This is a genomic window from Actinomadura sp. NPDC047616, assembly GCF_040642915.1.
GTDB lineage: Bacteria > Actinomycetota > Actinomycetes > Streptosporangiales > Streptosporangiaceae > Spirillospora > Spirillospora miaoliensis.
In genome coordinates this window covers 69,322-82,556 of the sequence record NZ_JBEYTB010000008.1, presented here as the reverse complement: position 1 = coordinate 82,556, position 13,235 = coordinate 69,322, and the positions used below count along the sequence as shown (strand labels likewise).

General features: G+C 70.3%; 17 protein-coding genes. 12 read left to right on the top strand and 5 right to left on the bottom strand.

The window, feature by feature from the left end; genetic code table 11:
• Positions 1-12 precede the first annotated feature (12 nt).
• Positions 13-1,257: a formamidase gene (gene fmdA, locus ABZ801_RS20250; protein WP_344939950.1), complete on the bottom strand. Its 1,245-nt coding sequence runs from the start codon at positions 1,255-1,257 to the stop codon at positions 13-15.
• A 96-nt stretch (positions 1,258-1,353) separates the two neighbouring features.
• Positions 1,354-1,632 (bottom strand): FmdB family zinc ribbon protein, encoded by a 279-nt coding sequence (locus ABZ801_RS20245; protein ID WP_360699687.1) that lies wholly within the window; start codon positions 1,630-1,632, stop codon positions 1,354-1,356.
• An 85-nt stretch (positions 1,633-1,717) separates the two neighbouring features.
• On the opposite strand from ABZ801_RS20245, the gene ABZ801_RS20240 reads away from it, so the two are divergent.
• On the top strand, positions 1,718-2,251 hold the full coding sequence (locus tag ABZ801_RS20240) for a hypothetical protein (RefSeq protein WP_360699685.1): 534 nt from the start codon (positions 1,718-1,720) through the stop codon (positions 2,249-2,251).
• A 329-nt stretch (positions 2,252-2,580) separates the two neighbouring features.
• On the opposite strand, the gene ABZ801_RS20235 is transcribed toward ABZ801_RS20240, so the two are convergent.
• Both ABZ801_RS20235 and ABZ801_RS20230 read right to left on the bottom strand, forming a co-directional pair.
• A complete protein-coding gene (locus ABZ801_RS20235; RefSeq protein ID WP_360699682.1) occupies positions 2,581-2,943 on the bottom strand; it encodes a hypothetical protein in 363 nt (120 codons plus the stop codon).
• A gap of 756 nt (positions 2,944-3,699) precedes the next feature.
• A complete protein-coding gene (locus tag ABZ801_RS20230) occupies positions 3,700-4,299 on the bottom strand; it encodes a TetR family transcriptional regulator C-terminal domain-containing protein (RefSeq protein WP_360699680.1) in 600 nt (199 codons plus the stop codon).
• An 85-nt stretch (positions 4,300-4,384) separates the two neighbouring features.
• Here ABZ801_RS20230 and ABZ801_RS20225 point away from each other — a divergent pair, with 85 nt between their 5' ends.
• From ABZ801_RS20225 to ABZ801_RS20200, 6 genes are all read left to right on the top strand, one after another.
• A complete protein-coding gene (locus tag ABZ801_RS20225) occupies positions 4,385-4,633 on the top strand; it encodes a hypothetical protein (protein ID WP_360699677.1) in 249 nt (82 codons plus the stop codon).
• Positions 4,626-5,642 carry an alpha/beta hydrolase family protein gene (locus tag ABZ801_RS20220; protein WP_360699674.1) on the top strand — a complete coding sequence of 339 codons (1,017 nt, stop codon included), beginning with the start codon at positions 4,626-4,628 and terminating at the stop codon, positions 5,640-5,642. The genes ABZ801_RS20225 and ABZ801_RS20220 overlap by 8 nt, the downstream gene beginning before the upstream one ends.
• Positions 5,643-6,717: 1,075 nt before the next feature.
• Entirely contained in the window at positions 6,718-7,182 is a 465-nt protein-coding gene (locus ABZ801_RS20215) for a phage holin family protein (RefSeq protein ID WP_360699672.1), read from the top strand.
• A complete protein-coding gene (locus ABZ801_RS20210) occupies positions 7,179-7,640 on the top strand; it encodes a DUF3618 domain-containing protein (protein ID WP_360699670.1) in 462 nt (153 codons plus the stop codon). The genes ABZ801_RS20215 and ABZ801_RS20210 overlap by 4 nt, the downstream gene beginning before the upstream one ends.
• On the top strand, positions 7,637-7,897 hold the full coding sequence (locus ABZ801_RS20205) for a DUF4235 domain-containing protein (RefSeq protein ID WP_344939926.1): 261 nt from the start codon (positions 7,637-7,639) through the stop codon (positions 7,895-7,897). The genes ABZ801_RS20210 and ABZ801_RS20205 overlap by 4 nt, the downstream gene beginning before the upstream one ends.
• Positions 7,898-8,366: 469 nt before the next feature.
• On the top strand, positions 8,367-9,404 hold the full coding sequence (locus ABZ801_RS20200) for a hypothetical protein (protein ID WP_360699668.1): 1,038 nt from the start codon (positions 8,367-8,369) through the stop codon (positions 9,402-9,404).
• A 555-nt stretch (positions 9,405-9,959) separates the two neighbouring features.
• Here the strand turns inward: ABZ801_RS20200 and ABZ801_RS20195 are convergent.
• Positions 9,960-10,328, bottom strand: a complete 369-nt coding sequence (locus tag ABZ801_RS20195) for a hypothetical protein (protein ID WP_360699666.1) — start codon at positions 10,326-10,328, stop codon at positions 9,960-9,962.
• Between the two features lie 366 nt (positions 10,329-10,694).
• Here ABZ801_RS20195 and ABZ801_RS20190 point away from each other — a divergent pair, with 366 nt between their 5' ends.
• The 5 genes from ABZ801_RS20190 to ABZ801_RS20170 all read left to right on the top strand — a co-directional run bounded on the left by ABZ801_RS20190 (position 10,695) and on the right by ABZ801_RS20170 (position 13,120).
• Positions 10,695-11,381 (top strand): DJ-1/PfpI family protein, encoded by a 687-nt coding sequence (locus ABZ801_RS20190; RefSeq protein ID WP_360699664.1) that lies wholly within the window; start codon positions 10,695-10,697, stop codon positions 11,379-11,381.
• A 37-nt stretch (positions 11,382-11,418) separates the two neighbouring features.
• Positions 11,419-11,754, top strand: a complete 336-nt coding sequence (locus ABZ801_RS20185) for a hypothetical protein (protein ID WP_360699662.1) — start codon at positions 11,419-11,421, stop codon at positions 11,752-11,754.
• Complete coding sequence (locus ABZ801_RS20180; RefSeq protein ID WP_360699660.1) at positions 11,751-12,218, top strand: hypothetical protein; 468 nt, start codon at positions 11,751-11,753, stop codon at positions 12,216-12,218. Before ABZ801_RS20185 ends, ABZ801_RS20180 begins: the two co-directional genes overlap by 4 nt.
• Positions 12,215-12,514, top strand: coding sequence for a hypothetical protein (locus ABZ801_RS20175; protein WP_360699658.1), 300 nt, complete (start codon positions 12,215-12,217; stop codon positions 12,512-12,514). The genes ABZ801_RS20180 and ABZ801_RS20175 overlap by 4 nt, the downstream gene beginning before the upstream one ends.
• 252 nt (positions 12,515-12,766) lie before the next feature.
• Positions 12,767-13,120 (top strand): hypothetical protein, encoded by a 354-nt coding sequence (locus ABZ801_RS20170; RefSeq protein WP_360699656.1) that lies wholly within the window; start codon positions 12,767-12,769, stop codon positions 13,118-13,120.
• Positions 13,121-13,235: the final 115 nt, after the last annotated feature.

The following is a 13,235-nucleotide window of genomic DNA, read 5'->3' as shown; positions in this document are numbered from 1 at the left end:
TGATCGCGGTTGTCAGGAGGTGACGGCGCACTGCCCGCGGTCGGCGGTCCGCGGACCGTCCGCGGTGGGGCGCACGTCGAAATCGAAGATCGCCGTGGGCAGGTACAGCGTGCAGCAGGCGTTCGGGATGTCGACGATTCCGCTGATCCTGCCTTCGACGGGCGCCGAGCCGAGCAGCAGGTACGCCTGCTCGCCCGTGTAGCCGAACTTCTTCAGGTACTCGATGCCGTTGAGGCAGGCCCGCCGGTAGGCCGTCGTCGCGTCCATGTAGAGGTTCGTGTCGTCGTGGGGGTCCACTGAGATGCCGACGAAGCTGATGAACTCCGAGTACCTGGGTTCGACGTTGCCCGGCATGAAGACCGGGTTGGTGGTGACGCCGTACTTCGCCATGCCGTCCTTGATCAGGTCGACGTGGAAGTCGATGAACCCGCCCATCTCGATCGCGCCGCAGAAGGTGATCTCCCCGTCGCCCTGGCTGAAGTGCAGGTCGCCCACGGAGAGGTTGGCGCCCTCAACGAAGACCGGCAGGAACACGCGCGAACCGCGGCTGAAGTTCTTGATGTCCTGGTTGCCGCCGTGCTCGCGTGGCGGCACGGTACGCGCGCCTTCCCGCGCGATGCGCTCGGCGTCGTCTCCGGACGCGTGGCCCGCGAGCGCGCCGCCGGGCTCGGGAGGCAGCGCCAGAGGCGGCACCCGGTCGGGATCCGTGTCGATCAGGGCTTGTTCCCGGCGGTTCCACCGGTCCAGCAGATCCGCCGACGGGGCGGTGCCGAACAGTCCGGGATGGGTGATGCCGGTGTACCGGACGCCGGGCAGGTGCCGTGAGGTGGCCTGCTGCCCGTGGAAGTTCCAGACCGCCTTGAGGGCGTCCGGGTAGTAGTCGGTCAGGAACGACCCTCCGTTCGACTTGGCGAACACGCCGGTGTAGCCCCAGCCCTCACCCGCGACCTGACCCGTGTGCTGGATGGGCCCGAGGTCGAGGATGTCGACGATGAGCAGGTCACCGGGTTCGGCGCCCTGGACGCGGATCGGGCCGCTCAGCATGTGGCACTGCCTCAGGTCGACGTCGCGTACATCGTTGGCGGAGTTGTTGTCGCCGATCTGGCAGTCGGTCCAGTCCCGGCACTCGATCCTGAACTCGTCACCGGGCCGCACCGAATTGGCGGCTGGAATGTCCGGGTGCCACCTGTTGTGCCCGGGGATCTTTTGATCGCGCATCGACTTCGACTGGTCAACATGGAATATGACGTCAGGCATCGTCATTCCCCCTGCGTTCGCTCGATTTCCGGTTGGGAGGGGGTTCACCGCTGGCTCGGACCCCGGGTCGGCGGTGCTTCACGACGACGGCTCGTCCTATTGCCGAGGCAGTTGAGCCGACGCCGGGTGGGGCCTAGAGGCGGTCCGCCGGCGAGGCGGCACTTCGGACACCACGTCCGGCGCCTCCCGGCCCCGTTCCTCGCGTTCACGGCTCTCCCGTGCGGTCCTGGTCGTGCGCGTCAATGCCGGTGCCGAGAACAAACGCCGGCATCCGCGCCCGCACACGGGACAGTCGTGGACCGCCGGCGCGGTGCCGAGAGCCAGCCGCACCTCAAAGGCGCCGCAGCCGGGACACGCGTATTCATAGGTCGCCATGACCACCTCCGCGGGAGGGCCCTCCACACCACGCCATTCCCCGATATGCGTCGAGTGTCCGCTATCTGGGTAAATCATGGGGAAAATGAGTGATCGGGTGACGGGCGGTCGTACGCACGCGCTGACAGAGCGTGCCGCCAGCGCCAGGGAGAACGGCGACCGTGTCGTGCGCTGCCCGCCTCCCGGCCTGACGATCGCCCACGGCAGGTCGATCAAACCCGGCGCGGCCGGTGCAGTGCCGCAGATGATGGTGCACACGACCGTCGGCCGCCCCGGGGTCCGGAACGGCGAAGGAAACGAACACGCCCGCCTGCCGCTGCCTGCCGCCGCCCGCCGAGACCAGCCGCGAGCGCACGGTCGCTCGAACAGCGGAAGGCGGGAAACCACCAGGCTCGGCTTCCGCCTCGGCGCGAATCCGCCAGCCGGGGCTAATCAGATGATGGCGGTTGGGAAGGCCGGTAGCGATGCTCGCTCAAACGAGCTCGCCGCCGATGCCACCGATGATCGTCAGGAAGACGATGGGGCCGATGAGCATCTTCATCGTGGGATGAAGATCGTCCGATCGGTTCCAAGGCCTGGCCGAGGTCCGGTCACCGCCAGCCGAGCACGATGCCGATGACGATCGCGATCAGGACGTACACCGTACACCTGGGGGCCGGCTAGACCGACGCCGCGGTCGTGTCCCTGGAAACATCTGCCGATCTGGCGGGACCGTCCCCCCCGCGGCCGGTTGAACTCGTGCCGGGGATGGACGTCGGCAGTTGCGGCGTCACCTGCCGTGCCTTCACGCCGCGCCCCGCCGACGGCGAGATGTCGTCGAGGGTGAGACCGCCTTGGGCGAGCGCAGCCTTGACGCCGTGCAGCGCTATCGCGTGCGGGAAGCTTATGACGTGGGTCGAGGGGAACGCGCTGTGCCTGGTGCGTTTGGGGTGACCAAAGTGCGCCGGGCTAGTTGTGCTTGAGGAAGGCGTAGCACTCCACCTCGGAGCGGTCGTAGGTCAGGCCGCGCTGTATGAAGTCGCGCACACAGGCCCGCTGGCGGTCGCTGAGGTGGAGCTTGCCGCACACGGTCACGCTCGAATACGTGCGGCAGTTGAGAGTGGGGTTCCAGGCACCGATCGTGTAGGTCTTCCGGGCCTCCGCACGGCAGTCCTGGCGAGCGGCCTTGGTCTCCGCATACCGGCACTGGTTGATGAGCGTCCGGTACTGCTCCCGGCTGACGGGCTCCTTGCCGGCGCTCGCGTGCGCGGCACCGCCGGTCGCGAACGTGGCCGTCGCGGCGAGCACGACAGCAGAGATGATCCACTTCACAACGTCTCCTTCCAGCTACCAGATTGTGCCCGTGTGCACTGCCCACTCTCCGCCCGCCGAACCCTGCCGTGCTCGTTTCTCCCGCGAGGACGGCGCGCAACGGACCGACCGCCCCCCGACCGTGACCCCGCCCTACCCAATACCACCGCCACCAGCACCTTCACCGTGCAAGCCGTGTTCACCTCTGGCCGGATGTTCCAGCAGTTGCCAGCTTCCACACCAGCAACCGCAGCATCACTGTGGCTGTCCGACATCGCCCCTGCGCCGCGCCACCTCAGGCCTGGGGTGGTTCGGCCTGGGGCGGTGCGGGCGCGTTTTCGTTTCGGCGCCGCCCTGTCCACCACCAGCATGTTCACCCTCCAGCCCTGTTCATCCTGGCGGGATGCCCAGCCGCTGACACGTTCTGCCTCAGCACTGGGGCACAACTGCGGCCATCTGACACTGCCCGCGCTGCCCTGGGTCGGGGGTTGATCGGCCTGCGGTGGTGTGGGCGTGGCTTCCGTTTCGGGGTCGCCTTCGCCTTCGTCCAGGCAGGCACCATCTACCGTGCTCTTGGAATGCCTGTGCCGCCCGATCATCTGCCGGGTCGGGTGTGTCACTGTCAAGGCGGGACCCATTTCGGCGGATTCGGCTCGGGCTACAGGTAGCTGCACGCAGGTGGACGGCGCATGGTCCTAGGACGACACGGTGTGGGCTCACGTCGTGCGAGAGTGGGCTGTTGGGTCGGCTGGTTCCTCGCGGTGATGACCTGCGGGATCAGTTTGTGCGCAGTGCGGTGATCCGGCGGTTCAGGGCGGTCAGAGCGGACTCCGGTGTGTGCCGTCCGACCAGGATCTGGACGTTCAGGCCGTCCGTGAAGGTGATCAATGAGTCCGCCTCCTGGGCGGGGTCCAGGCCGGGGCGGGCGTGCCCGGCGTCCTGGGCGACGCGGATGAGCAGGGTGAGCAGCTCCGTCAGGCCCGCGTAATGCTCGCGCTGGACGGCGGCGAGTTTGGGGTTGACGGCCGCCTGGGCGGTGAAGGCCAGCCAGACCTTGGTCTCGGCCAGGCTCGGCTCGTCCAGCGGCACGATCCCGACGAGCGTCTCCTCCAGCATCGTCATGGCCGACTCGGGCTCCGCGGAACCGGAGATCCGCGCCTGGACGCGTTCGGTGATCCGCCGGTTCATGTAGTCCATCACGAAGGCGACCATCTCCTCCTTGGTGGAGAAGCATCGCTGGACGGCCCCCATGGAGACACCGGCCCGCGCCGCGGCGTCCCGCAGGGTGGCGCCCTCCATCCCCTGCTCGCTGATGAGCTCGAAGACCGCCTGGGCGATCTGCCGGCGCCGGCTGTCGTGATCCACCTGTCTGGGCACGCCCCGAGTCTAAGTGATGCGCTTGTATCGGAACGATGCTAGGTTCCGATACAGGCGCATCGGAACGTCGTCGAAGGAGACGCGTATGGGCAAGAATCGGAAGGGCGACGCCGGCTGGCAGAGCGCCCGCTGGATACTCGGCACCGTCCTGTTCGTCCAGGGATTCGGGTCGGCCGTCACGCAGGCGCTGGCGGACACCAGCTTCGGTGTGGCCGGTCTGCTCCGCGCCGCGGGGCTTCCCCATTGGACGGACCTGGTGGTCGGCGCCGCCGGTCTGGCGCTGCTCGTCTGGGCCCTGGTCAGGCGCGGTACCCAGAGGCGGACGCATGTCTGACACGTCGAGCGCTCCGCACACCGGCCGTCCGTTCGATCAGCACGTCCCGCCTGGCAGGCCCGGCCGTCGCCGCCTGCTGCGAGCCGCGGCCATCCTGGGCGCGGCGGGCGGCGCGAGCGCGATCACGGCGGGTGCGTCGAACGCGGCGACCCGCCTGCCCGGCCGCAGCGACCAGCCGACCTTCGTGCTCGTGCACGGCGCCAACGGGAACGCCGCCTCGTTCGCCCCGCTGGGGGCCGCCCTGTCCCAGGCGGGCCATCGCGCGCTGGCGGTGGATCTGCCAGGGCACGGCCCGGACGGCAATTTCCCGGCGTCCTACCAGGCTCCGCAGGATTTGGCCGCCTTCGCCGCCGCCCCGTCCCCTGTGCTGGCCCGGACGACCCTCGCCGACAACGTCCGCCATGTCGTGGGCACCGTACGCGGCGCGGCGCGCCATGGACCGGTCATTCTGGTCGGTCACAGCATGGGAGGCGCCACGATCACTCGCGTGGGCGACGAGGTCCCCCATCTGATCGCGCGGCTGGTGTACCTGTCAGCGTTCTGCTGCGTCCGGCTACGCAGCGTCGCCGACTGCTTCCAGACTCCGCAGGCCTCCACCACATTGCTCCCCCTGATCCCCAGCGTCCCGACGCCTGAGCGGCTCGGTGTCAGCCGCACCAACTGGCGTTCCGCCGACCCTGGTTTCCTCGCCGCCGCCAAGGCCGTCTTGGCTGCGGACTACGACGACGCCTCCTTCCTCGCCGCGCTGAACACCTTCGAGCCGGACGAGTCGACCACGGTGGTCACCGACGACGCCCGCGGCACCCCGGCGGCCTGGGGCCGGATCCCGCGCAGCTACGTTCGCTACACCCGCGACCGGGCGATCCCTCTCGCCCTGCAGAACCGAATGATCAAAGAAGCGGACGAGGCCACACCCGGCAACCGCTTCGACGTCCGTTCGCTGGCAGCACCCCACCTGGGGCCCAAGGACCCGCAGCCCCTGGCTGCCGTCCTCACCGACCTGCTCTGAGGACGACCCGCACGCGGCCGAACACAGTTCCCGTCCGAGCATCCTGATCGGACGGGAACTCACCTGCTGCTCAGGGCCCTGTCGATGGCGGTGATGCGACTCGGCGCGGAACCGGGCCTGGTGAGGCCAAGCATGATGAAGATGTGCAGCCGCCAAGAGGGTCCGCGTGGCCGGTGGGGGCGGCCGCGCCAGCCGGTGACCGGCAGCCCGAACTTGGTGACCAGCCGGTTGGTGAACGGGTCAGGTGCAGGCGCGCCAGCCGGACCGCCGCCGCGCCCGGGCGGGCCTCCACGCGGGCGCCGCGACCGGTGCGACCACGGCCCTCCGCGCCTAGGGTGAGCAGCCGCAGGGCGGCGAACGAGCCCAGGATCGCGATTCCGCCGACGAGCAGCGCCAGGGCGGCCGCCACCCGATCGCGGCGTACAGGCCGGGCGGGCTGTCAGGACGGCTGTGATCCCCGTGTTACTGGACGTTGTTTCGCCTGGTGTTGAGCCGGTCACCGAGGGGCGCAGTGGCGCCTGTCCAGTTCGTTCGCGTGGCAGTCCAGTCCGCGCAGGACTCTTCCACGGCCCGGGTGGGACGTCCCATGGTGTTCATCGCGAACGGCGTGTTCGTGGTTGACGGCGGGGAGGTCGACCGGCGCCACCGGCCCGTCTCGTTCGGTTGTCCGCAGTAGGTGGGCCGCGTGGGCCGAAAGGTTCATCTTTGTCTTGCCCGCCCGTCCTTGGCCGAGGCGACGGCGATGACCGTCCCTGCCTGCCGTCAACAACGCCCTGGGCCACCAGGTGCCGGGTTGAGTTGGCGACGCAGCGCACACCGATTCGTGGCGGGGGAGGGCGGCGGTGGTCCAAAAGCCCGCACGTCATCGTCATCGACATCCCTGCGAGCGTCATCTCGCTGGCAGCGAGCGTGACCGGCTGGGCCAGAGTCACCGCTCGTCTCGTCATCTGGTGAACGCCGGCGCTCGGCCGCCAATCGCAGATGACGTTCTGTGTTAGCTCGCCTGCTCACCGGGTACCCCGCCGCACCAACAGCAGAAAAGCAAACCCCCAAGCGAAGGAAAAGTGGTGCAGGCATGGTGAGCGTGAGGGGCGACCAGCGTCCCGGCCACCGGCCGGCCGACGCGTCGCTTGACGGCGCGTCGGCGGATGCCTCGGCCGGAGAGCTGGTCGCGCAGGCGGGACGGCAGATCGGCGAACTGGTGCGGCAGGAGATGGAGCTGGCCAGGATTGAGATGGCCGGCAAGGCCAGGAACGCGGGGAAGAGCGCCGGTCTGTTCGGTGGAGCGGGTGCCGTCGCCTTCTACGCAGGCGGTGCGCTGGTCGGCGCGGCGGTCGCCGGGCTGGCGGTGGTGTGGCCGGTGTGGGCGGCGGCGCTGGTCGTCGGGGTGGTGCTGCTGGCCCTGGCCGGGGTGCTGGCCCTGACCGGCCGCAACAGGCTGGACCGGGCGACGCCCCCGGCGCCTGCCGCGGCTGCCGCATCGGTACGTGAGGACGTGCACGAGATCAAAGATCATCTACACCGGAGGCATTCCCGATGAGTCACGGCAACTCTCGGGCGAGCGCTGCCCGCGGGCAGGCGACCGAGAAGGCGACCCCCAACCGAGGCGCGGGCCGGAGCAAGGACCGTCAGACGCTGGAGGCGGACATCGAGCAGACCCGCCAAGGGCTGAGTGAAACGGTCGACGCTCTGATGCGCAAAGTCGATGTGCCGGCCCGCGCCCGGGACAAGGCCGAACAGCTGCGGGAGCAGGCCGCCGGCACGTTCGGCTCACTGACCCGGACGGTCCGTCACAAGGCGCCGCAGGCGCGTCAGCAGGTGGCCGTGCCGGTGGCCAAGGCCGCCCAGGCGATCCCCGAGCCGGTTCGCCGGACGACGGCGCGTACCAGCCGGAAGACCGCGCAGACGGTCGGGGAGCGGCCGGAGGCGCTGGTCGCGGCGGTCGCGGTGTGCGCGGGGGCCGGAGTGTGGCTGTGGCGTCGCGGGAGCCGGTCATGAGCCGGGCCGATTCGATGTCCCGTCCGGTGTCGGCGGCTCTGGGGCTGGCCGGTGGTCTGATCGCCGGTGCGGTGTTCAAGCGGGCCTGGCGGCTCGTCTCCGGCCAGCGGGACGCTCCCGACGCCGGGGACATGGACCGCGGCTGGGTCGAGATCGTGGCCGCGGCCGCGCTGCAGGGCGCGATCGTCGGCGGTGTCAAGGCCGCCCTCAACCACGGTTACCTGCTTCGCCGTCACGATGGCCGAAGGCGTTCGTGACGGGTTCTTGATGCCCCGCCCGGTGACCGGAGGTCTGCGGTGCCCCGGTCACCGGGCGGCCACAACCTTCGCCGGGCCCGGTATCCCGGGAACCGTGCGTTGAACTCTGCGATCCGGCGGCCTCGACGACAACGGGCATGGCGTGCGGGACGCGCTCCGGTCCACCGGCCAACCTCTGATCTGAGTGTTGGCCGGCACTGCGCGGGGTCGTCCGAATCGTCCAGGACGTCCGTACGGTGCGGGCGTCGTCGCAGGGGTAGGTGCCGGGTCCGGTGCATGCTGGGCGGGCCGACCGACAGCGTTCGTAAGCCCTGCGGTGCGGATGCTTGAGCGCCGCGGCCCAGGGCCATGGGCCGCAGGAGGCCGCCGCAGGCCGGCACGAGCACCGATGTGGGCGTCTACATGCTGGTTTGTGGCCGGCAGCCGGAACTTCACCTCACCGTTGATCACGAACGCTAGCCTTCGCAGCATGAACGACGATGCCGTGGTGCGGGTCACCCGCCGCGGGCTGGTCCTAGGCGCGGCGGCCACCGCCGCGCTCGCGGCGACCGGCACGGCGGCGACCGCCAGCCCTGGCGGCCACGATGACGATCCGTTGCGGGTGCTGGTGGCCACGAACGAGCCGTGGGGCACCTATCACGTCAGGCCACTGCTGGCCGAGGCCGCGCGCCGCGGCTACCGGCTGACCCAGCTGGTACCCGACTACTCGCAGATCGCGCCCGGTGAATCGGTACCGGTCGCGACCCCGCAGACCGCTCCTCGGGCCGACCTGCTCGTGGTCACCGGAGCCTCGGACTGGCCGGCCGACATGGCCGCGCGCTTCCCCCGGCTGCGCCTGGCGGCGAGCTCGCTGGCCTACCTGAACCCGGTCGAGGCGCCACGGGCCCGCGAACTGCGCCACCGGCTACGCGCGATCACCTCGTCGTCCCCAGCCGAGGCGCGCGCGTTCGCCGGGTACCTGGGCCTGCACCGCCCGATCCAGGTGGTGGGCTCGCCGCAGACCGATGTCCTTCCGGCACGCCACCCGCAGCCGGACACCGTGCTCGTGCTCACCAGCGTCACCTATCCGGATCAGACCGGCGGCGCGGCGCCCGGCACCCAGTTGCTGCTGGACGCGGCCGCCCGGCTGCAGGCGGCCGGGAAGCGGATCATCGTGGGACTGCACCCTCGCGAGAACCCGGCGTTGTGGGACCGCTACGAGATCAGCGACGTGCCGTCCGTGGAGGCGGCGGCTCGCGCCGAGGCGGCCATCGGCATACCCGGCACCGTCTTCCCGCTCGTCGTCGCGGTCGGCACTCCGGTCGTCGGGTGCCTCGACCCGGCTCTGCGTGTGCCCGACTATCTGCTGGCCGTCTGCTCCTCGACGATCACCTCGGCCGAGGGGGCCGTACCCGCCGTGGAGCAGGCCCGGCTGCCGGACGCGCGCACACTGGCCGATGCCGTCGGACCGGTGGGTGGATCGGCCGCCCGGCTGCTGTCCGCCTGGCGCCGAGCCGCCCGCCCCTGACCTTCGGCGGGCATCGGCCCGACCGACGTGGTGGTATGGGGCTCGGGGACATCGGGCCCCCGCTGGAACCGGCCGACGTCGGGAATCGCGTTGACGAGGCCAAAGAGCCGGTTGCAGAAGTTCGCGGTTGCTTCGGTGGTGGGAACTGCTCCGCGCCGGGCGTGACCATCAGGTCGCGGCGCGGAGCACGCGAGCCGAACCTGCAACGCTGTGCGGAAGACGTCCGGCTTGTCGAACTCATCCACGCCGATCCCGCCGGGAGTGAGGGGGCGCGCGTGCGCGGCGGGATTCTTGTCGAGTGTGCCTTTCCGCTCAGAGGGGCTCGCCGGTGCCGGAGGCGTGGCTTCGGCTGATTGCCACATGCGTTCCCGACGGGTGTCGTCGTGGTGTCAGCCGGTCTTGCGTTGTGTAGCGGCCGGGGGAGATGTAGCGCGAAATTCTCGTTGGTCGCCGGGCCGGCGAGGTGGTGGATTGCGTCCGGGCGTACCGGTTGGTGATCAGCGCGTCATTCGCCGGGACGCGAGGTGGGCCTGATGCCCAGGTGCGCAAAACCCATCAACCTGCTGGGCCGGCGTTGTACGCGCTGCTGACCGGCCCGTGCCCGTCCCTGACCGAGCTGGCGCAGGCCGCGCCGCCCGCGGCCGGGTCCGGTTCCGCCTGCCCGCCGGGGACGCGGCGGGCGGCACGTGCCGGGTGGCTGCGGTGCGCCTCGACGGCATCGGCTGCCCTGACCTGCGGCTGGACGGTGATCCCGGTCACCCGCGCCGTCGAGCGGGTGGTGCGCCCGCCGTTCGGGCAGACGGTCTTCTGCGTGGCGCGCGTCTCCGGCCGAAAGGGAACGATGCGGTGGCCGTTGCAGACCTCCGGTCCACCTGCCGGCCGGAACGTCACCGCGTCCAGGGAGCGGACGCGGCGACGTTCCATGCTTGGGCACGAGCGACGGCAGGCTACGGACACGCCGACCCGATCTGGTGGCCGGGGGAGCGCCTCGGGCGGCCAGTGGCGGATGAAGACCCTCATACGGGCTGGGACAGGACGAACATAATCGCTGGTTCAGCGCGCGTACCGCGACGACGTGGATGGCGGAAGGCTACCCCTCCGCTCCAGTAGAACCCGGATCGTCTGAGCCAGATGACGACCTTCTTGCCAGGTCATCCGGCGTCTGCCCACGATGGCGATTTCCCGTTGAAAGATGGCAGTCACGCCACTGGGAGCCGCTGCGGCACCCCCAATACCTTCGGGAGACGCCGGGGTGCGGACCCGGCCATTCCCGTAAGTGAAGGGCATTGCATGCGCAGCCAGATAGTCCTGTTCGACGGCTTCGATCCGCTGGACGTCATCGCCCCCTACGAAGTGCTGTACGCGGGAGGCACCGCCTCCGGAGAGGCGTTCAGTGTGCAACTGGTCTCCGCCGAGGGACCACGCGAGGTGGTGAGCGGCACCGGTGGCCTGGCGCTGCGCGCCACGGCCGCCCTGGACCCCGAAAAGGCGGACCTGGTCCTGGTCCCCGGTGCCTCGGGCCGCGTGGGGGAGCCCGGTGAAGTCCCCGACGAGGTGGACGCGGGGCAGAGGGCGCAGGACGAGCCCATCCCCGTACTCCTGGGCCGTACCTTGACCACCGAGTTGCCCACGCTGCTGAAAGCGGCGATGGATCGTCCGGAGGTGACCGTCGCCGCGGTGTGCGGCGGCTCCCTCGTGCTGGCCATGGCCGGTCTGCTGGAAGGCCGCCATGCCACCACGCATCATCTCGGCCTGGACCTGCTCGAGGCCACCGGCGTGCACGCGGTCCGCGCCCGTGTCGTCGACGACGGCGACCTCGTCACCGGCGCCGGCGTCACCTCGGGGCTTGATCTGGGCCTGTACCTGCTGGAGCGCGAGATCGGGCCCCGGATCGCCCACGCCGTCGAGGAGCTGTTCGCCCACGAGCGTCGCGGCACCGTCTGGCGCCACCACGGACCTGCGCCCGCCGCTCTGTGACCACACCCTTCCACGACGCCGTAGGAAAGAGCTTCACATGCCAAGCAACTCCGTTGAAGGCACCTGGGACCTGATCGTCTCCACCCCCATCGGCAAGATCGAAGCTGTGGCCGAACTCCGGAACCAGGACGGGGTCCTGACCGGTTTTGCCCACGGCGCGGCAGAGACGGTGCCGTTGACGGACATCGTCCTCGACGGCGACCGGCTCACCTGGAAGCAAGCCATCACGAAGCCCCTGCGCCTGAACCTCGCCTTCACCGTGGCAGTCGACGGCGACACGATGACCGGCACCTCCAGGGCGGGGCGCCTGCCCGGCTCCAAGGTCACCGGGCACCGCCGAGCCGCGCGGACGGGTTCGGAGCGCCGACCGTGACGAAACTCTTCCTCTCCCTGCATGTCCTGGCCGCCATCGTGACCATCGGGCCGGTCACCGTCGCCGCCAGCATGTTCCCTCCGGCCCTGCGTCGCGCCCATCACGGTCCCGGTGACCCGGACGCGCTCACCACAGTGCGGACGCTGCACCGCATCTGCCGCGTGTACGCGGGCGTCGGTATCGCCGTGCCCGTCTTCGGGTTCGCCACGGCCAGCAGCCTCGGTGTCCTGGGCAGCGGATGGCTGACCGCGTCGATGATCCTGACCGCCGCGGCCGCCGCCGTCCTGGCGCTGATGATCCTGCCCACCCAGGATCGGGAACTCACCGCCCTGCGGGACGGCGGCCCCCGTCCCGACGTCCCGGCGGCCGGCCGTCTCGCCATGCTCACCGGAGTCTTCAACCTGCTGTGGGCCACGGTGACCGTTCTGATGATCATCCGGCCCGGCTCCACCACCGGAGCGTGATCGTGAACCTTCGTCCGCTGCGCGTCGCCGCACACGCCGAGCTGGTCTCACTGATCGTCCTGCTGGCGAACCTGGCCACCGCGCACCTCAAGCCCATCTCGTCCCTGACGGGGCCCGCCCACGGTTGCGCCTATCTTTTCGTCGTACTCGCGACCTGGCGCCTCAAGCAGGCCACGACCGTGACAAAGGCGATCGCCCTTCTACCCGGCGTCGGCGGTCTCCTCGCGGTGCATCGGCTACGGGCCCCGCACCGCCGCGCGGCACAGCGCGACTCCGGGGCTGCCGCACGTAGGTAACCCCGCAGCGGTGTCGAACCCTCGCACCGCCCCGCCGCCCCGGCGCACACCATCACGAGGCCGTGCGCCGGTTCTCCACCGAGGGCACTGTTGCGAGTGAACGACCAAGCACGGCACGTCGACGTGTTGACGGGCACGTTGCAACGGTCAGTGGAGAAGCACAGGAAAGCGGAGATTTCACCGGGCTCGAAGTACCCGCCGAAAGCTTCGGCGCGTAGGCGGCGATGGCGGCCCGACGCCGACATCCGCCGGATGATCGAGACGTACATGCGCGCCTACGTCGCCGTGCGCGCCTTCGCCGCGCACGGCGACGACCAGGGCTTCGCGCTGACCCTGGACAACACCGACGGGCACGCCCGCCAGGTGCTGATCTCGGCGCTGTCGTCGACCCGCATCGGGCTGCTGGAGGACAAGACGGTCGTCGAGCGGCACGAGCGGCGCTTCCGCGCCGGGCGTGCGGCGGCTGAACGAGCAGGAACGTGCCAAGGTCGAGCGGGCCTACGAGGGGCGGCGGCTGGAGACTTCACAAGGCCGACGCCGCGACGGCCGGGCGGTGGCGGACGCGGGCCGCCGAGGCGCAGTGGCTGCTGGGCGGGCCGCCGGTGATCAAGGCTGTGGCGCCGACCACCTGATCGAGCGCGATCGTGCGCACGGACGCCTCTCGCGCGAAGAGGTGCCTGCCTAGGTGGGACAAACGGACCTTCGCCCGTGCCCTGGGGCC